Origin of the sequence: Methanococcoides seepicolus, assembly GCF_023684405.1 — an archaeon.
Classification (GTDB): domain Archaea; phylum Halobacteriota; class Methanosarcinia; order Methanosarcinales; family Methanosarcinaceae; genus Methanococcoides; species Methanococcoides seepicolus.
In genome coordinates this window covers 13,949-33,807 of sequence record NZ_JAGSOI010000006.1, presented here as the reverse complement: position 1 = coordinate 33,807, position 19,859 = coordinate 13,949, and the positions used below count along the sequence as shown (strand labels likewise).

The 19,859-nt window shown below is 43.0% G+C and carries 13 protein-coding genes and 1 pseudogene; 11 read left to right on the top strand and 3 right to left on the bottom strand.

The features are described 5' to 3' along the window. The first annotated feature begins 63 nt into the window (after nucleotides 1–63). The 10 genes from KDK67_RS14405 (at nucleotide 64) to KDK67_RS02580 (ending at nucleotide 14,083) form a co-directional block, all read left to right on the top strand. Nucleotides 64–1,443, top strand: coding sequence for a sulfatase-like hydrolase/transferase (locus tag KDK67_RS14405; RefSeq protein WP_250867288.1), 1,380 nt, complete (start codon nucleotides 64–66; stop codon nucleotides 1,441–1,443). Between the two features lie 47 nt (nucleotides 1,444–1,490). After that, entirely contained in the window at nucleotides 1,491–2,345 is an 855-nt protein-coding gene (gene pheA / locus KDK67_RS02620; protein ID WP_250867287.1) for a prephenate dehydratase, read from the top strand. A gap of 60 nt (nucleotides 2,346–2,405) precedes the next feature. Beyond that, nucleotides 2,406–3,407: a DUF7502 family protein gene (locus KDK67_RS02615; RefSeq protein WP_250867286.1), complete on the top strand. Its 1,002-nt coding sequence runs from the start codon at nucleotides 2,406–2,408 to the stop codon at nucleotides 3,405–3,407. 175 nt (nucleotides 3,408–3,582) lie between these two features. Further along, a complete protein-coding gene (locus KDK67_RS02610; RefSeq protein WP_250867285.1) occupies nucleotides 3,583–4,557 on the top strand; it encodes an AAA family ATPase in 975 nt (324 codons plus the stop codon). 60 nt (nucleotides 4,558–4,617) lie between these two features. Then, nucleotides 4,618–5,499, top strand: a complete 882-nt coding sequence (locus tag KDK67_RS02605) for a DUF58 domain-containing protein (RefSeq protein WP_250867284.1) — start codon at nucleotides 4,618–4,620, stop codon at nucleotides 5,497–5,499. Beyond that, nucleotides 5,499–7,370, top strand: coding sequence for a DUF7408 domain-containing protein (locus tag KDK67_RS02600; protein ID WP_250867283.1), 1,872 nt, complete (start codon nucleotides 5,499–5,501; stop codon nucleotides 7,368–7,370). Before KDK67_RS02605 ends, KDK67_RS02600 begins: the two co-directional genes overlap by 1 nt. After that, on the top strand, nucleotides 7,367–9,883 hold the full coding sequence (locus KDK67_RS02595) for a vWA domain-containing protein (RefSeq protein WP_250867282.1): 2,517 nt from the start codon (nucleotides 7,367–7,369) through the stop codon (nucleotides 9,881–9,883). The genes KDK67_RS02600 and KDK67_RS02595 overlap by 4 nt, the downstream gene beginning before the upstream one ends. Before the next feature lie 146 nt (nucleotides 9,884–10,029). Beyond that, nucleotides 10,030–10,776: a hypothetical protein gene (locus KDK67_RS02590; protein WP_250867281.1), complete on the top strand. Its 747-nt coding sequence runs from the start codon at nucleotides 10,030–10,032 to the stop codon at nucleotides 10,774–10,776. A gap of 175 nt (nucleotides 10,777–10,951) precedes the next feature. After that, the gene (ppsA, locus tag KDK67_RS02585) at nucleotides 10,952–13,357 is read left to right on the top strand and encodes a phosphoenolpyruvate synthase (RefSeq protein ID WP_250867280.1); all 2,406 of its coding nucleotides are present in this window, start codon (nucleotides 10,952–10,954) and stop codon (nucleotides 13,355–13,357) included. A gap of 180 nt (nucleotides 13,358–13,537) precedes the next feature. Then, nucleotides 13,538–14,083: an IS1096 element passenger TnpR family protein gene (locus KDK67_RS02580; RefSeq protein WP_250867279.1), complete on the top strand. Its 546-nt coding sequence runs from the start codon at nucleotides 13,538–13,540 to the stop codon at nucleotides 14,081–14,083. A gap of 134 nt (nucleotides 14,084–14,217) precedes the next feature. On the opposite strand, the gene metX is transcribed toward KDK67_RS02580, so the two are convergent. From metX to pscS, 3 genes are read right to left on the bottom strand one after another with little or no spacing between them, the layout of a single operon-like run. Then, nucleotides 14,218–15,684, bottom strand: coding sequence for a homoserine O-acetyltransferase MetX (gene metX, locus KDK67_RS02575; protein WP_250867278.1), 1,467 nt, complete (start codon nucleotides 15,682–15,684; stop codon nucleotides 14,218–14,220). Nucleotides 15,685–15,686: 2 nt separating this feature from the next. Next, complete coding sequence (locus KDK67_RS02570; RefSeq protein WP_250867277.1) at nucleotides 15,687–16,982, bottom strand: O-acetylhomoserine aminocarboxypropyltransferase/cysteine synthase family protein; 1,296 nt, start codon at nucleotides 16,980–16,982, stop codon at nucleotides 15,687–15,689. Nucleotides 16,983–16,992: 10 nt separating this feature from the next. Then, nucleotides 16,993–18,372 carry an O-phospho-L-seryl-tRNA:Cys-tRNA synthase gene (gene pscS, locus KDK67_RS02565; protein ID WP_250867276.1) on the bottom strand — a complete coding sequence of 460 codons (1,380 nt, stop codon included), beginning with the start codon at nucleotides 18,370–18,372 and terminating at the stop codon, nucleotides 16,993–16,995. Nucleotides 18,373–19,336: 964 nt separating this feature from the next. On the opposite strand from pscS, the pseudogene KDK67_RS02560 reads away from it, so the two are divergent. After that, nucleotides 19,337–19,684, top strand: a pseudogene (locus KDK67_RS02560) (potassium transporter TrkG); the annotation flags it as partial. Nucleotides 19,685–19,859: the final 175 nt, after the last annotated feature.

Below are 19,859 nucleotides of genomic sequence, written 5' to 3'. Positions count from 1 at the left end.
GTATCTACATTAAAACATAATTTAAAAATAAGAGCTATCTTTTTTCTATTTTGTCTTATAATAGTGCAACTTTCAACTCCTGTTGTGGCACTCACCCCAATAGATATCCAAAACATAGAAACCGATCATGGTGCAGTCATACTGATAGTAGATGGCCTCGGTGCAAGCTATATAGATCCGGAAAAGATCCCTTATGCACTTGATGGAAACCCTATGGAAAAGCCAAATATCCAAAATATTTCAACACTTGCAAAAGATGGACTTCAAGCATTCAGTGTTCTTACACCCTCTACAGAAGGTGAAAATGGGCATTCGGTGATCGTTACAGGAAATCCAGGGGCCACTTCTGCAATGATAACACACAATGATGCCACAATCTATGATGTTGCCCGCGACAATGGATACCTCATGTTCGCAATACTGGAAAAGGGTGACACGACCGAACTTCTTGCAGAACAGGATGTTGCCATATATGATAGCACCACATCAATAAATGACCCGCAAATGAAAGTCGTGCTCAATGATAATTCCGGTCAGCGCGATACCGATATGATAATCGATGTTGAAAAGATATTCAAAGAATATGCCATTCTGGGCCCAACCTATGTACAGCAGTATAAGGAAGGGAAGATCGAGCGTTATAACGCTTACAACCTCTGGGGGATCGAAACAGCCCTTGAGGTCATTGAACTGATGGAGCAATATCCTGACCAGAAATACATACTGACAATAAATATCGGTGCCATTGATACTGCCGGACTTTATCGCAGAAATGAAGGGTATATCGAGTGCATCGAAGAACTCGACATTATGATCCAGCCTCTTATTGAAAGAGCGGAAGATAATGACCTTGCTTTCATCTTAACTTCAGATCACGGGATGGCATTCCAGTCAGTAAATGGACGTGGTGGCAGCAAGTCCGAAAAATATGCAACCTCACCGGAAGTGCTTCAGATACCTTTCATTGCAACATCATCCAATATCGAAAGAAAGCTCGTTGATGAACAGTTAGGTCAGGAAGATATTGCACCCACTATCCTTAGTATCCTTGACCTGCCGAACGAACTACGATTTTCAACCGGAGATTCGTTTGCCACTAAAAGGTATGTTAATTTCAAAATATTACTCACAGAAACCGGTAGTGTTAGTATCACTTCGGACAAACGGACCATTCTGGAAACAGAAGGTGATAGCGAGTATATCTTCTACGGACTCGAACCGGAAAAGGAATACATCATCAACGCTGAACTTTCCGGAAATAACAATCAGGCATATGAAAGAACAGTCTTTGCAGATTCCGATAAGGTCATCCGGTTCGAGGTAGATAAAAGGACGGATAAGGATATGATACCAAAAGGAATGCGAAAAACCCTTGGCTCGATCCTTATCATAAGTATCAATCTGACAGGACTTGCAATAATATTCAGGGTCGTTAAAAGTTAAAGCCTGCCATCACAAACTATTTTTAAGAGGCAAGCCCATTTGCAACGATGATCATTGGCGTACTCGGGCCTGCCGGATCCTACTCGGAAAAAGCAGCAAAAGGCTGGATAAGCAAAGAATCAAAGACGGAGGGAACTTCCCTTGTCTATTATGATGACATAAACGATACTTTTGCATCCGTCATCAATGGAGATTCGGACATAGGAATAATCCCGATAGAGAATTCCATAGAGGGGTCCGTTGGGATCACGCTCGATCTATTGCTTGAGAGCGACATGACCATTATAGGGGAGATAGTTGTACCCATTAAGCATTGCCTTCTCTCAAAGGGTGAGATGAAGGATATCAAAATAATAATGTCACATCCTCAGGCACTGGCCCAGTGCAGTAAGTTCATAAGAAAACATTTCAAAAAAGCAGAAATACGTACGACCGGAAGTACATCCCATGCTGCTAAACTTGCTAACGAGTTCTGTGAGATGGCAGCTATCGCATCAAAGGAATCCGCCAGAGAATATGGATTGAAGGTACTTGTTCCGAATATTCAGGACTGGGAGAAGAACCACACACGCTTTATTGTCATAAAACAAGGTAAGTGGCAGGAAGATGAGGCCTGCATACCTAAAAATGATACATGCAAGACATCCATTATTGCTGATATTGATGAGGACAGACCTGGTTCACTCTATGAGATCATAGGGGAATTCGCAAAAAGAGACATTAATCTGACCCGCATTGAATCAAGACCATCGAAACGTTCTTTGGGGGATTATCTGTTCTATATTGACATAGAAGGAAGTACAGGCGATGCAGTTATAAAAGATGCTTTATATTATATAAATTCGAAAGTATCTATGCTCAAAGTCCTTGGTTCCTACAATGGATACAAGCTGGATAACTAAAAAAGTGTTCATATAAGGTATGAATGTTCATTCAAGTTTGCTTTAGAGAGGATAGTGATCATGGATATTGATAATTTTGTAGAGAAACAGGAAGCTACGGTCAATAAATACCAGCGTATCTACAAAATATTAGATTTTTCTGCAATAGTCTTCACTTTCTTTTCAATAATGTGGATATTGAACATTGATAAATGGATTTTTACACTTCGTACTTTCGAACTTTATGAAAGTGAATCATACAACTTTGTTTTAATAACTGTTTCAATAGGCACTATTGCCATAATGCTACTTTCAGTTATATTTGCGTCCATAATTACAGTATTATTACATATTAAAGATGAAAAAGTTAATATAATCCGATTATTAGAAATAAAATATCCCGAATTAAATGAAAAATTAAGAACAGCTTCTGATAACAAAAATAATGACAATATTATTGTAAACGATTTAAGGGAAACAGTTATTGAAGCAACTTCTAAAATTGGAAACTTTACATTAGAAAGTAGAAAAAAATCAAAAGATGCAACAAATTCATCATTAAATGCTGTTAAAGTAAATAAGAGTAATAAGAATAAAAAATCATTAAATTCTCAATACTCAAAATTTCTTAGCAAAAAAAAATTTACAATAAATGTTGTGTTACTGATAATAACCTTTTCAACCTTTTCGTTTGTAACAGCAACTGATGTGCGTTCAGACATAACTCCTGAAGAAATTAATAATTTTATTGAAAAAATACCGTTCATACCATCAGCAGAGAATGGAACATCCCCTGATGAACAGTTCCCACTTGAAGGAGATGCAGGGGAAAACAGTGAAGACCTTGTCGGAGAGACCGCAATAATCGTGGTCGGGGGGGAAGAGGTCGACCTCTCATTGCCACCGGGAGCAGGAACCGGTTTTACTGACAGTGGAGATGAGGACTCACTTCCACCTGAATTTGAGAGCTCATCAGCATATGAGGTTGGAAGGATATCATCACCTGCTTACTATGAGCAATTGCCGGAAGGGTATGAAAGTATCATAAAAGAATACTTTGAGCAGATGGCAAGTAACCGATAACTACATAATATCAATAAATATATCAATGGATTTATTAATATATCATCATCATTAAATTAACATCGATACTCATCGATTCATCACATTAACATCGATACTCATCGATTTATCACATTAACAGATCAATTTACACCACCAACAAATTCGACCAATTGCAATATAAGGAGAACACCACATGAATTCCAATGATGCAAGATCAGGAGACCTTGAACAGACTTACAGAGGTGCTGGTGATGCATTTACAGCACTTTTCAATGAGATATCCAAGGTCATAGTAGGACAGAAGGATACGGTAGAACAGATAATCATTGCCATTCTTTCTAACGGACACGCACTGATAGAAAGTAACCCCGGTCTTGGAAAAACACTTACAATTTCTACTATCTCCAAGACAATGGACCTTGGGTTCAGTAGGGTTCAGTGTACTCCTGACCTTATGCCGGCAGATATCACAGGTACACACATCATTGAAGAGACGGGAGGAAAAAAAGAGTTCAAATTCGAGCCAGGACCCGTCTTTGCCAACATTGTCCTTGCCGATGAGATAAATCGTGCCTCCCCAAAAACACAATCTGCATTGCTTGAAGCCATGCAGGAAAAACAGGTCACGGTAGGTAATGATACATTCATCCTTGACAAACCGTTCTTTTTACTTGCAACCCAGAACCCGATCGAAATGGAAGGAACTTTCCCATTGCCGGAAGCACAGCTTGACAGGTTCCTTTTGAAGATCGTTCTGGACTATCCTTCATTTGAAGAAGAAAAAGAGATCGTCAGACGCTACACCAAATATGACGAACCGCATGTTGGTAAAGTGCTTGACAAGAATATGGTATTACAGCTCCAGCGTCTTACAAGGGACATGCCAATTGCAGATGATATAAAAGAAAGAGCGATCAGAGTAGTTATGGCGACCCGCACATGGAAGGAATTCATTGAGTTCGGAGCTTCTCCAAGGGCATCGATCGGACTTATTCTGGCAGCCAAGGCTCGTGCATTGGTACAAGGCAGGAACTTTGTAAGTGTTGAAGATATTAATGCAATGGCATATCCGGTATTAAGGCACAGAATAATCCTTACTTTCGAATCCGAAAGACGTGGGATATCACAAGATCATGTGATAAAGGAAATACTTACCAAACTTAAATGATACACGCATCGGTAAGTCTGAGAAGGAATAGCCTACAAACACCAATATGATGCTTAGACCATGAGTGACAGAAAACACCGTATAGATGTGGATTTCTTCCGCCAGCTTGACCGCTTTACTTTTCTGGTAAGAAAGCGGGTCTCCAGTGCTTATGCAGGAAGCAGACGCTCCCACCGGAAGGGACATGGCCTCGATACGATAGGCTATACGGAATACCACCCCGGAGATGACCTCAAGTCCATTGACTGGAACGTTTACGCAAGGTCAGAGAAGCTCTATGTCAGGGAATTCGAAGAAGACAAATCAGTGACCACACACATACTTCTCGATTCAAGCAATAGTATGGACTATACCCTTGACACTGTCACAAAGTTCGAGTATGGTGCCATGCTTGCTGCCGGCTTTGCATACCTTGTTACAAAGGATAACGATAAATTTGGCATATCTACCTACTCTGAAGACATATCCATATCCCAGACACACAGGGGAAGACGTCATTTATTAAGAGATATCGATAGACTTGCAGATGTGGAGCTTAAAGGCCAGACTGCTCTTGACCACTGTGTCCAGCTATATGAAAAAATGATAAAGTCACGTTCACTCGTGATCATCATCTCGGATTTCATGGAAGACCTCAAATCCATTGAATCCGCGATCTACAGACTTTCAAACCATGACCTTATTCTCATACAGGTGCTTGACCCTTCCGAGAGTGATCTGTCAATGCACGGTCATGTCAAGCTGATGGACCTTGAGACCAATGATGAGCTGAAGACCTATCTTAGTAATAATTTCAAGGATAAGTACCAGGAAGAACTACAGGCACACATCGATGGCATACAGAACATCTGTAACCATGTAGGTGCTGACCTGTATACATTCACAACTGATACTCCTATCTTCGAGGCGTTCTTCAATGCCATCAACAGGAGGCGCATGTAATGCCTTTTGCGAACATACTCGGGCTCGCTGCCCTGGCAAGCATAATCCCACTTATCATATTGTACCTGTTACGCCCAAAACCCCTGGAACTGAAGATACCTTCCCTTATGTTCCTGATGCGTGCGGAGAAGAAAAAGAAGAGATTTGCATCATTGAGGCGACTTATAAAGGACCCGATATTCCTTGCTCAACTGCTCATATTGATATTGATCTCCGTTGCTATAGCCGGACCGTTCTATACCGCTGAAGAGGAACTTAGCGGCGAACATACGATATTCGTCATTGATGCCTCTGCCAGTATGAACACTGAGGGCAGGTTCGATAGTGCCACTGATATTGCTAAGACCTATGTCAGTAAGAAGAACAGCATAATACTCGCAGAGAACATTCCGGTGAACGTACTGGAAGCCGGCGGATCTTCAGCTACTAAGAACGCCCTTGACAGCCTTACTCCGAAAGGTTCTGTTGCAGACCTCTCAAGTGCAATTACCAATGCCATGAGAACCCTTTCCAATGAGGGAGGGAGGATCGTGGTCATATCCGATTTCACTAACTGGCAGGGAGAAGACCCTGTATCGGCTATGAGACTTGCTGAATCCTACGGATTGAAAGTGACATTTGTAAGGGTAGGTTCACCAACTGACAATGTAGGTATAATACAAGGCTGGATCGATGCCGAGGAGACGGGCTACACTTACAATTGTGTTGTCAAGAACTACATGGAAACGACACAGAACGTCAAGATGATCATCGATACGCCGGGAAGCCAGAGCAAAAAGAGTGTGACACTCGATATAGGGCCATTTTCAACTAAACAATTCAAGCTGACCGACCTTGGAACCGGTATTACGGAGATCAAGATAGACAGGGAAGACAAGCTTGCAGTTGATAATGTCGCCTACGTATCAATTCCGGCAAATGTGCAGAACGAACTGCTTCTTGTTACCGATGTTAAAAGATCACCTTCGTCAACTGCCCTTTCACTGCTGCCGAACATAAAGGCAACACAATCCAATAATGTGCCTGCCGACCTTAGTGATTATAAGGTCATTGTTGTCGATACACAACAAAGGGCAATAACATCTGAAGAAGCTGCAAGGCTTAGCACTTTTATTAAGGACGGCGGGAACGTGCTTGTTATCGCCACGCCTGCACTTGACCCGAAGAATGCGAACATCGACCTTATGCAATTGCTTCCTGTAAAGATCATTACCACCTCAGAGAGCAGTAAAGGCGTGGCATTGAAGGTCGAACAGGACACGAGGCTCACAGATGAAGTGAAGTTCGAGGATATAGCCGTCTACACTTATCTGAATTCGACCATCAGGTCTGATGCAGTGTCCCTTGTTGATACCCCATCGAATGTACCGATGCTTGCATATTGGAATGTCGGTGACGGTACTGTCATGTACCTCGGATTAAGCGATATGCTCGGAGAGTATGCATGGAACAATTTCCACAACCTTCCGGAATATCCTGTGTTCTGGGCAAAGGTTATCGCATGGCTTGGAGGTACTGGTGATATTGGAGATTACAATGTCCAGACCGGTGCCGTTTCAGCATTGTCAAAGGAGCAGGAGGTTACAACCCCTTCAGGTTCTATAACCACGAGCAGATTGCTCTATGATGAAGTGGGTGTCTATGAGGTAGCTGGCAAAAGAATAGCTGTGAACCTTTACGATGATATGGAATCCGATACCACAGTAGACTCCTCGAACGTTCTTGAAAGAGCAACGTCAAATGAAGGAGGCGATATCATCCGACAGACCACATATACTGCAAATAAATACGTTGATATCTACCTTATCATCATTGCAATGCTGCTGGTAGTCCTTGAGATCCTTATCATTAGAAACCGGGGTGAACTATGACCTTCACGTTCGAACAACCATTGATGTTTGCATTGATACTGCCTGTAATAGCAGGAGGACTTTTCCTTCTCAGGGAAGGAGCAAGAAGACCAATTATCATCTCACGCATGATCGTGCTTTCACTTCTGGTCATCGCACTTGCATCCCCCTCTGCCATTGTCAGTGATGTGACAAGTGACGAGAATCCGAACCTTGTGGTAATTTCCGATGAGACCGCCAGTATGAGCCTGTTCGAGGAAGGTGTAGGAATGAACGTCTATGAGTCGCTCACAGCCAATACTCCGACAACATTCATCCGCCTGACCGGTGAGAGCACTTCCCTTGGAGATGTCATCGAGCAATATTCCACCGGAGACAACCAGATCGTGCTCGTCAGTGACGGTAACAGCAATTTTGGCAAAGACATCGACGAATCCCTCCAGTATGCAAAAGAGATGGGTACGATCGTTTACTCCGTTGAACCTGAGCTTAAAAAGAACGATATAAGTGTCCAGATACTTGGGGAAAAGACCGTGGTCAGAAACAATGAGATCCAATTCGATATACTGGTCTCCCAGGCAGGCAATGATGAGATAAAATACAGCTTAGATGCATATGCCGGTGAAAAGCCAATCAGAAAGGGTACATTTACTCAAAATACACGTACACGAACCATCACAACTTCATCTTTTGAGTTAGATAAACTGGGCGCCCATGAGATAAGGGTTGAACTTACACAACTGAGTGAAGATGCAGATGCCATTAACAACAAGTATTACAAATCGATCTACGTAGTACCAAAACCGAAGATACAATTCGTAACAGATGACATCAATGCTCCACTTGCTAAAATATTATTCGATCTCTACAGTCCAACATACAAAAACGGTCTTGAAGGCATCAATAACAAAAAAACCGTTGTTCTGGATAATCAAATAATATCAAGCCTTTCTGATTCAGACATAGAAATGTTAAAAGAATATGTTACAGAAGGAAACGGACTTGTAGTAGTTGGCGGCGAGCGTGCTTACAACAATGGCGATTATCTCGACTCTCCTTTAGAAGAGCTACTTCCGGTTATTTCAAAAGCTACGGAATGGACTGGTGGGGAAACAGTTGTTTTTTTAATAGATACATCCGGCAGTAGCTCTGGTGGCTCTATTGATGTAGGTGGATCGGAATATAACCCACTTACACATACAAAAGATGAAGAAGAAGATGTTAGCTATCAGATATTGAACAAAGTGAGAGCATCGACATATGAACTAATTGATTATGATGAACTGTGGGATGCAAACGCAGGGATAGTTATATTCTCATCTGAAGCAACTGTAAAATCTGAAATGATCTCATTGAATAGTGTAGAAAACAGGGAAACTCTCAAAACGATTTTATCGGAATTAACATCTGGTTCTGGAACTGATCTTGATGCAGGATTGAGCGTCACTAAAGATCTGTTATCTAAAGAAACCGGTGATAAATTAGTAATAATATTGTCAGATGGTCAGATCGCTAACTCTTATGAGCAAAGTGTTGCAATAGCTAAAGAGATGAAAGAAGAACAATCAATTACTTTTTTGTTCATCCACCATGTCGATTTTGAACCGTCGAGAAACTATGCACAAATGTTCATTGAAGAAGTGGAAGGTGAAGCTACAACTTCAAACTACATTTTAACTGAATCTTATATAGGAAATATTGAAAGTTCAACTATTTTACAACCGGAACCAATTGATGAAACTACAAACAATACTGAGGAAACAGGTAGTTTCAAATTAGTTGAACTAAATCCAAATCACTTCATCACCCGCGACTTCGACATCGAAGGTAACATTACAGGTTACAATGACGTTACCCCAAAACCAGGTGCAGACAGAATAATCATTACATCCACAGGTAAACCAGTAGTAACCACATGGAGATATGGACTTGGCAGGGTGGCAGCCATCACCACGGATAACGGAGAAGGTGGAGAAGCGAGATGGGCTTCCGAGATATATAATAGGGAAACAAACAATTCGAAGCTCATATCATCTACAATGAACTGGGCTATCGGCAATCCACAGGTCGAGGAAGGCACTGTTGTTGAAGCTGAGGATACGTGGTTCGGCACTCCTGCTACGCTTTACATAACCCATTACGATGGGAACACACCTGTGCTGAGATACAAAGGGAATACCCTTGAACTTGCAGTCACAGGAAGGAACACCTATGAGACCACGATCGACCCGAAGAACATTGGTTTCCACGATGTTTCAGGCTATCCGATAGCTGTGAACTATGCCATCGAATACCGTGATGTCGGTATGAATGAAGATCTTCCGGTGTTCATCAAAGAAAATAGCGGTAAGACATACACCGAGAATGAAGCTCTTGCCCTCCTGTTAAAGGATGCAAGAGGAAATTCCCTTAAGAGTGTACAAAGGTCCGAAAGCCAGAAACTCTTCTTCCTGATCGCTGCGTTATTGCTGTTCCTTGGAGAAATTGCAGTAAGGCGTATAAGGGAGATCAGAGAGTCGAAAAAGGGCGATTAAAGGCGGATCCAATTCGCCTTCCTTTTTTAAAAAAACGCATTCAGAAGACTACAAATTGAACTGTAGTTAAAGTAATGGATATATAAGAAGTACTCATTCTATCACCTGAAGCCAATTACTAACATCATATAATCCAAGGTGATATCATGAAAAACACATACATACCATTACTTGTACTCACGGTACTCGCAGCCATAACTGCCGGTGCCATGATAATGAATGCTGATGCTGATGAAAAAATACTGATAGATGAAGGTGGACTGGAAGCAGAAAATTCACCTGCTGTTGATGGTGGAAACAACGACGAACTGCAACCTCTGAATACCATTGCTACCATCATCGGAATCGAAACATGGGATAGTACAACAGTTCTCCTTCTGGACCAGGATGAGAGCGATATCGGTGAAGGTTATCCATGTGACATCTATCTGAAGATCGGCCAGGAAACAACCATTAAAGACAGCAATGGGAACGAACTCACCATTGAATACCTTGAAAACGGAACAAGGATAGAAGCATATTACGGACCTGCTACAACCAGAAGCCTGCCACCACAAAGCGGAGCCGTTAGCATTGTCGTACTTGATGAAGACGAAAAACCAGGTATCCTACAACCTGTAAAGACTCTCGGAACCATTCTCGGAACAGAAAAATGGACCAGCAGCACGATGATCCTTCTGGATGAGGATGATGTTGAGATCGGTGAAGGATATCCATGTGACATCTACCTGAGTATCGGTCAGGAAACAACCATCACAGACAGCAATGGGAACGAACTTACCATTGAAGACCTTACTGAAGGAACAAGGATAGAAGCTTACTATGGACCAATGGTCACAGCAAGTTTACCGCCACAAAGCGGAACCTTGAAGATCGTGGTCTTATTAGAGTGAAATTAGAATAGCAATTGCATGGATACTAAAAGTGATCAGCTTTTACTCCATGCCTCTTTTTTTAGGATAAATTCTATCAACTATATCCCTTTCTCCAAAAACTCTAATACCCTTAAAAATTAATCTTATTAACAGTTAAAAAGAATAATTCATTCTGATAGCTGGGGGTTAATCAATGGGAGATAGTAAATACATTCGATGGTTCGAAGAGATACGTATAGAGGATATACCTTCTGTCGGAGGTAAAAATGCCTCACTAGGTGAGATGTATAGGGAACTGACAGGGAAGGATATTAAGATACCAAACGGTTTTGCGATTACAGCGGATGCTTACTGGCATGTCCTGGAATCTGCAGGTGTGCTGCAAGAACTTAAGGATAGTCTGGAAGGACTGGACACAGCAGATGTCACTGACCTTGCAGAAAGAGGGAAAAAAGCAAGGAGCATAGTACTCGATGCAGGGATACCGGATGATCTCTGGGAAGAGATAAAAGAAGCTTACGACAAACTGAGCGAAGAGTATGGAACTGAGACCGATGTGGCAGTTCGCAGTTCTGCAACAGCAGAGGACCTTCCTGATGCTTCATTTGCAGGACAGCAGGAAACCTACCTAAATGTACACGGCTACCACTCCCTGAAAGATGCATGTAACCGGTGCTTTGCTTCTCTTTTCACGGACAGGGCGATATCCTACCGTGTGCACCACAAATTCGATCACTTCAAGGTCGGACTGTCAATAGGCGTCATGAAGATGGTACGCTCAGACCTTGCATCCAGCGGGGTCATATTCACCATAGACACCGAAACCGGCTTCGAGGGTGTTGTATTCATAACCGGCGCTTACGGCCTTGGGGAGAACATCGTGCAGGGACTTGTCAATCCGGATGAGTTCTACGTCTTCAAACCCACCTTAAAAGAAGGCTACATGCCTATAATCAAGAAAAGGATGGGCAGCAAAGAGATAAAGATGATATACGGACGTGGGGATTCCCGTATTCTTACCCGTAATGTGGAAGTTCCCCTTGCAGACCAGAGAAAGTTCTGCATCAACGATGATGAGATACTCCTGCTTGCAAAATATGCTGCCACCATTGAGGACCACTATTCTAAAAAGAAAGGTCAGGCCGTACCCATGGACATAGAATGGGCAAAAGACGGTAACACTGATGAGCTGTTCATTGTACAGGCAAGGCCTGAGACCGTGCAGTCAAGGAAAAGAAAGGATGTCCTTGAGACCTATTTCCTCGATGAGCAATCGGATGTTCTCGTCACTGCCAGAAGTGTAGGTGACAAGATAGCGACTGGTACGGTGCATGTGATCGATGATGTTTCCAAACTTTCTTCTTTCAAACAGGGAGAGATACTGGTAGCTGATACGACCACTCCTGACTGGGAACCTATAATGAAACGTGCGGCCGCCATCATCACCAATAAAGGTGGAAGGACATGCCATGCCGCTATCGTCAGCCGTGAGCTCGGGGTCCCGGCAGTAGTGGGTGCACAAGATGCAACTGAAAAACTGAAGAACGGGATGGATGTCACAGTCAGCTGTGCTGAAGGGGATATCGGCAGGGTCTACGAAGGCATACTGCCTTTCCACATAGAGACCGTTGACCTCAAGGGTCTGGGAAAGACAAAGACCGAGATGATGATGAACCTCGGCAATCCGGAAGAGGCCTTTTCCCTTTCCATGATACCGAACGATGGTATCGGACTCGCAAGACTTGAGTTCATCATCTCGAGTTATATCAAGGTCCACCCAATGGCACTGATCCATCCTGAAAAGGTTGAAGATGAAAGTGTGCTTGAAGAAATTGAGAAACTCACAGCCGGGTACAAGAGCAAGGAAGACTATTTCGTGGAAAAGCTTTCCCAGGGTGTAGCGACCATTGTGGCTTCATTCTATCCGAAACCTGTGGTGGTGCGTATGAGCGATTTTAAATCGAACGAGTATGCAAGCCTGATTGGCGGGAAATATTTCGAGTTCGAAGAGAGCAACCCCATGATAGGTTTCAGGGGAGCATCCCGCTATTATGATGAGCGCTACAGAGAAGGATTTGCGCTTGAGTGCAAGGCCATGAAGAAGGTCAGGGATGAGATGGGACTTACAAACCTTATCCTTATGATACCTTTCTGCAGGCGTGTAGAGGAAGCGGAAAAAGTGATCGCTGAAATGAAAAGGAACGGTCTGGAAAGGGGACAGAACGGCCTGCAGGTATATGTCATGTGTGAGATACCAAGCAATGTACTGTTGATCGATGAGTTCAGCAAGTACTTCGATGGTTTTTCCATCGGCTCCAATGACCTTACCCAGCTGACCCTTGGAGTGGACAGGGATTCGGAGATCTTAGCCTCGTCCTTTGATGAAAGGGATGAAGCTGTGAAGAAAATGGTATCCATGGCAGTTCAGGGAGCAAAGAGGAATGGCAAACACAGTGGAATTTGTGGTCAGGCACCCAGTGATTTCCCCGAATTTGCAGAGTTCCTTGTGAGAGAAGGTATCGAATCGATCTCGCTCAACCCGGATTCCGTGATGAAGATATCATTGAAAGTTCTGGAAACTGAAAAAGAGATGGAATGAATTATCTCTTTTATCCCAACTTTGACGTTCCATTTTTTAACCCTATAGAATTTGACAGTTGTTATCAAATTAAATATTTATGTTAACTGATGTCATGGAATATTATAACCCATATTTGCCTTCTCTGCGCTAAGAAAAACATAATATATACGCAACAGTATCATCCAAAGAGTGATAATTATGAAAAAAGAGAAAGTATACGCATTTAAGGCTGCTTTGAAATACCGGAAAAGGCTTTGGCGCCGTATTGAAATTAAGGGCAATCAGACGCTTGGTGATTTTGATTATATCATTCGTGAAGCATTCAATCATGATACATGGGATCATCTGAGCGAATTCTATTCAGGTCAAGTGTGGTACTCAAAAGGCTTCGGCGAAATCGAACCAGATGGAAGGGGTAGTGGCGCTAAGAAACAGATTGATCAACTTGGTCTCATAGAAGGCAATACGATGGAGTATGTTTACGATTTCGGCGATGATATTCAGCATATTATTACGCTAGAAAAGATTGTAGAACCTGAAAAGGAAACAGAATATCCTCGTGTTGTTTCTAAGAACAAACCAAAATATCGATACTGTGAATCGTGTGAGGAGCAAATGGTGAAGACTATTGCCACGTGGAGTTGTATTGAATGCTCAGATGAAGAGCAAAGAGAAGTGCTCTTATGCGAGGATTGTCTGGAGAAGGAGCATGAGAATCACTATGCCGACGAAATACTCTACTAATACGCTCAGGAGATAACCAGGCGCTATCGCATAGCACAACATTACAATTCACTTTTTTCCTCCATTTTTTTCATTCTTTGTATCACATAGCAGATGAAATGCCTGTAAAAGTCTAAAAGTCGAAAGTAAAAGGATCAACCGATCAATCGGCTGATGTCCTCACTATCGATGATACCAATAAGTCTTTTCTTCTCGCCAACTACCGGCAAAGCTGAGATGCTGTGGCGTTCCAGTCTCTTGGCGGCAGCTACTATCGGTTCATCAGGGGAAGCCGTCAGAACATCCCTGGTCATTATATTCTCCAGCTTGCTGCACTTTAATGCGACCGCTTTTGATATATCCCAGGAAGTGACGATACCGATAAGGCAACCGTTCTCATTAACGACAGGCAGATGAGTAAGGCCCTCCTCGAACATTACCTTTGCAGCCTTCTCGATGCTCACGCCTTCTTTGATGGTCGCAACCTTTTCGGTCATTACATCAGAAATAAGCGTGTGGGTCAGGAAATTATGAATGACATAATTGATCTGGCCGCTTTCAAGCAGGAAGGCATCGTGTCCATAACTGGATTCGATCTCGCGATAGCTTACATCATGTTCCTTTACAGTAAGACCTTCGACTATCTTTCTTGAATGATATGGCGAATACAGCCAGTCGGAAGTTATTGAGATTACCAGCATCTTTGCCTGCACATCTTTAAGGCCTTCTGCCAGAGAACCGTTCTTTGAAAGGTCGAAATAATCCACAGCCTTTGTAACATAAAGATAGGAATTGGCATCGAACCTGCCGGTAAATGTGTCTCCCTGATATTTCAGATAGCTCTCCACCTGAAAATCGTTGGACATATCGAACTTGTAGCTTTCACCCTGTTGCAATTTCCGTCCAAACTTCTCATGCATGGAAGCATCGCTAAGATAAGTGATGTGAGCGATCATTCTTGCTGTGGAAAGACCATTTACCGGAGGTTCACCATCGTAATAGTCCCCTCCATTCCAGTCAGGGTCAGAGATAATGGCATTCCTGCCAACCTCATTGAAAGCTATCTGCTGCGGAGATGAGATCGCAGTAGAAGCAATGACCACAGCTTTCTTTACAAGTTCAGGATAGGCAACACACCATTGAAGCGTCTGCATACCACCCATGGAACCACCAACTACTGCAAAGAGAGTGGTGATGCCGAGATAGTCTATCAGCTTTTTCTGGACATTCACCATATCCCCCATCGTTATGACCGGAAAAGTGATACCATATTGCCGGCCCGTGTCAGGATCGAGGGAAGCCGGTCCGGTAGTACCCTTACAGCCTCCCAGAACATTGGAACATAGCACGAAATACCTGTCAGTGTCAAGGGCTTTACCAGGACCGATGATGTCATCCCACCATCCCGGTTTTATGTCATCGCCACTGTGCCTGCCTGCTGCGTGTGCATCGCCTGTTAGAGCATGGCAGACAAGGATCGCATTACTTTTCTCCTTATTGAGATTACCATAGGTCTCATAGGCCACCCTGATGTTCTTCAGGGTATGACCGCCTTCTAACTGGAACTCACCTTCTATGGTATGGTAGTTCGTTGCCACAATGCCTACAGACCTTTCACTCATACTTACTGCGACCTCTCCAATGCCTGATCTATATCAGCTATGATGTCATCTATATCCTCTAATCCGACAGACATCCTTATAAAATCATCTGTCACACCGGTCTGTTCACGCTCTTCCTTTGTAAGCTGCTGGTGTGTAGTGGATGCAGGATGGATCACAAGGGTCTTTGCATCCCCGATGTTCGCAAGATGTGAAAGCAGCTCAACGTTCTCGATGAACTTCTTGCCTGCTTCAAGTCCGCCTTTCACACCGAACCCAAGAATAGCACCATAGCTACCGTTAAGATACTTCTGTGCAAGCTCATGGGAGGGATGGTCTTCAAGACCGGGATAGTTCACCCATTCAACAAGTGGGTGTGACTTAAGGTGTCTGGCAACCGCCAGAGCATTCTCGCCGTGTCTTTTCACACGTAAAGATAGTGTTTCCACACCCTGTATGAACTGGAACGCATTGAATGGGCTCATTGCAGGCCCCAGGTCACGCAAAAGTTGTGTGCGTACTCTCAGTATAAAAGCGAGGTTTCCCATTCCGGGAATATTACCGAATGCTTCCCAGAACTTCAGACCATGGTAACTGGGGTCAGGATCGGTAAACTCAGGGAACTTGCCGTTGTCCCAGCTGAAATTTCCGGAATCAACTATTATACCACCAATGGAAGTACCATGTCCACCGAGGAACTTGGTTGCAGATATAACCACAATGTCGGCACCATGTTCTATGGGTTTTGCAATACCCACACCTACGGTGTTGTCCACAATAAGCGGAACACCAGCATTGTGAGCGATCTCAGCAATCTTTTCAAGATCAGGGATATCCAGCTTTGGGTTTCCGATTATCTCGACATAGATGGCACGGGTCTTCTCAGTAATGGCCTTTTCGAATTCTTCCGGTTTTGTTGAATCAACGAAATTTACTTTCCTGCCAAGTTTGGGGAAAGTGTGATTGAAGAGCTGGTACGTGCCACCATAGAGATTATTTGCAGAAACGATCTCATCCCCAAGCTGTGTTACCGCAAGGGTTGCAAGAGTGATGGCAGACATGCCTGAAGCTACACCTAATGCACCTGTACCGCCCTCAATGGCAGCTACCCTCTTTTCAAGAACATCGGTGGTAGGGTTCATCAGACGTGTGTAGATGTTCCCGAATGCTTTCAGGGCAAAAAGGTTCGCTGCGTGCTCAGCATCATTGAAAACGTATGCTGCTGTCTGATAAATAGGAACAGCTCTTGAACCTGTTGCGTCTGGCACATGGCCCCCGTGTAATGCTATTGTATCTAATCCATAGGTTTTGTCAGTCATTATTTATACCTCAGTTAATGTTAATATTGTATTTCTCGGCTATCTCGATGAAAGAATCGGAGAGATAGTGTATCTGATCCCATGAAAGTCCGTATGTGCTCATCTTCCAGCTTCTTGTAGCACCAGGGAACTCGCCTGCAATTCCGCGTTTCTTCAGTTCGTCACTGAAGAAGTATCCCTTACGTTTGTGTGTCTTTGCTACCTTATCGAAGCTTCCGGTGGTATCCACCTTGGAAAGAGCGTGCTTTCTCGGGAACTCGCTAAGCACTTCATTTCCTTCGATCCTCAGGAACTCGTTAATGAAGTAGTTGGACTTTTTGACTTCCTCGTCCCAGTGCTTTGTCCTTTCCTTCACATGCGGGAACGATGCCATCATTGACAGCAATGGAGCTCCCATCAGTGTGCACCCAAGGAACTCGACCTCTTTTATACCGAATTTTCTTCCGGTAACATCTCCGACCATTTGAGTGGTCCTGAATATCTTATCAGCCCATTCTTCAGTGGTCGCCAGCACTCCAGAAGGAGCTACTGATGCCATGCTCTTATGGCCTGAACCTACCACGAAATCCGCACCTATCTTTTTGCCATTTACCGGCATGATGCCCACAGTGTATGCACCATTGTAGAGGAACGGGATGCCGTATTCCTGTGCCACCTTTCCGATACCATAGATGTCGTGTTCATTACAGAACAGGTAGTCGAAGTGATCAATCATTATGAGAGCTGGAAGTTTTCCGGTCTCTCTCTTCACTTCATCGATCTTGTGGGCAACTGATTCAGCCGTGAGAATGTTGTGCTCGTTCACAGGAGCTTCCCTTACGATACCTCCGGCACCTTCTACGGCAAGGAACTCAGTATAATGAGCAAATGCCGATACGACCACAGTGTCGCCTTTTTCAATAATCGATGAAGCAACAGCCTGGAATCCCCTTCTTGCACCGGGAACCACACGTGCCTGGTCCATACCTACAAACTCTGCAAGGTCCGTGTGGAAGGTTGAGATAGAAGGTTTATCGATCTTATCAAGCCTGAACGGTTTTCGGCAGTTGTCACAAGTAGAGTATCCATCCCCATAGGCTATGACCGCTTTACGTGCTTCAGGGGTAAGTCTTCCTCCGGCCTGGATAGGCTGGATATTTATGAACTCCTCTTCCCTTGTCCGGCACATAAGGTCACCCACGATCTTTACGGGTTGTGTTTGACCATTCTTTTTACCAAGATCCTCAAGAAGGCCGCCAAGACCAGATACGATCTCATCGTAGCGTGCAGACTGATCATTGCTCATACCCGTAGGTAAAGACTGCCTGACTATCTCCCTGAGATCTTCCAGTGCAAACTGGGTTTCAAATAATTTGTTGGCGAGATATTTTTTGTTCATCTGTTCATCCAATTCAGTTACCACCTGTTCGTTCGGGATATGTGAAGCTTCAAATGCTACAAATGCTACAAATTCCCATCGCGTTCGGCTTGCTGTACATGTACCGGCAAGATTATCCGGCTCTGATGCGCGGTTAACGGTGTTAACAACCTGTAGCTTTACTTCAGTTCTTATTTATATTTACCTATCGTGACAATATATGCAAATTGCCGAAGTTTTCCCGCACTCAAATAAATTTAGTCTTCCATGATATATAAGAGCAATTTAATTGAGAGAGAGGTATCATTATAAGTGCCAATAGCAAAAAAATAGAATTCAACGCATTAGAAGTTTAGACAATAAAATACGATAACATATAAATAGTATTATTTTTTGCAAATTTATTAAAAATACATTCATTGTTAACAACGTTTGCTTTAAGTACTAAAAAATTTATATAATAAATAGAGGTCAAGAGTTATGCCGTTTCTCTTGACCTAAAGCAATATTGTCGAAAAGCCTTAACTTTTCGGGGTTGAAAAGTCGTGGGGGCTAACCGTATTGGCATGTCTGGAACTTCAAAATTTCAGCATGCTGATACATCAACAACTTACCATTAACATTTTTTCATCGATTATCAATTGATAGAACAAATTGTTGACAATTTTCGAACTCATCTTTAATTATTGAGTCCATTTCAAAATTCCATTTTCAACCATCTAAAAAACCACTCCATAATGGTTCTCTCACTGCACCATTTCTTTTAAAAGACCTTTTCCTGTTTGAAATGCACCTTACCCATTTCCAAAAAGATTCGTATCAGATGCAGATGCATATCCTCGCTACCCACATTTTCATAATACAAGAACATATTATCATCTTTGGGATGATTACTAGCGGACAAACTGCCGCACATAAAATGGGTAAAGGAATGACCCCGATATAGATCATTGGCTCGCATAATTTCCAGTTCGTGGGTATGGCCACAGAAAGTACTTTTAAGGTAATTCATCCAAAAGCCATCATCCCGATCCGCTTCAATAATAAAACAGTCCCCGAAGAAGACATACATTCCATCGTATCCTTCATGGTAATTTACCTCATGATCTTTTTTGCCAGCTCAACCTTGCTTTCATTAATGGGAATGGATTTCGTTACTACCCTGAGTGCTTCCATTGCAACTCTGGGCAATGTATGTCCCGGCCTCGGCCTCGTAGGCCCGATGGCTAGTTTTGATTCTATCCCTGACCCTGGCAAATTAATCCTTATTGCTAATATGTGGATTGGAAGGCTCGAGGTTTTTACAGTTATTGTGTTGTTAACACCAGCTTTTTGGAAGCGTTGAACATGATAATTGTATCATGCAGGAAATATCCCGAGCAGGATTTCGATGATGAGATCGGATTTTTTGAAAAGAAACATGTCCCACATAATGCATTATTCCCCTGCTTAAAAGCTTGAAATAATGAGTTACTTCACCAATATGTCCATTTTATGATCAATCAATTATTCAAAGACAA

What these genes read in the sequence shown, in the direction of transcription:
- KDK67_RS02610 (WP_250867285.1), top strand. Translation starts at nt 3,583, where the DNA reads ATGAATTCCAATGATGCAAGATCAGGAGACCTTGAACAGACTTACAGA.
- KDK67_RS02605 (WP_250867284.1), top strand. Translation starts at nt 4,618, where the DNA reads ATGAGTGACAGAAAACACCGTATAGATGTGGATTTCTTCCGCCAGCTT.
- KDK67_RS02570 (WP_250867277.1), bottom strand. Translation starts at nt 16,982, where the DNA reads ATGACTGACAAAACCTATGGATTAGATACAATAGCATTACACGGGGGC.
- metX (WP_250867278.1), bottom strand. Translation starts at nt 15,684, where the DNA reads ATGAGTGAAAGGTCTGTAGGCATTGTGGCAACGAACTACCATACCATA.
- KDK67_RS02595 (WP_250867282.1), top strand. Translation starts at nt 7,367, where the DNA reads ATGACCTTCACGTTCGAACAACCATTGATGTTTGCATTGATACTGCCT.
- KDK67_RS02600 (WP_250867283.1), top strand. Translation starts at nt 5,499, where the DNA reads ATGCCTTTTGCGAACATACTCGGGCTCGCTGCCCTGGCAAGCATAATC.
- KDK67_RS02590 (WP_250867281.1), top strand. Translation starts at nt 10,030, where the DNA reads ATGAAAAACACATACATACCATTACTTGTACTCACGGTACTCGCAGCC.
- KDK67_RS02615 (WP_250867286.1), top strand. Translation starts at nt 2,406, where the DNA reads ATGGATATTGATAATTTTGTAGAGAAACAGGAAGCTACGGTCAATAAA.
- KDK67_RS02580 (WP_250867279.1), top strand. Translation starts at nt 13,538, where the DNA reads ATGAAAAAAGAGAAAGTATACGCATTTAAGGCTGCTTTGAAATACCGG.
- ppsA (WP_250867280.1), top strand. Translation starts at nt 10,952, where the DNA reads ATGGGAGATAGTAAATACATTCGATGGTTCGAAGAGATACGTATAGAG.
- pheA (WP_250867287.1), top strand. Translation starts at nt 1,491, where the DNA reads ATGATCATTGGCGTACTCGGGCCTGCCGGATCCTACTCGGAAAAAGCA.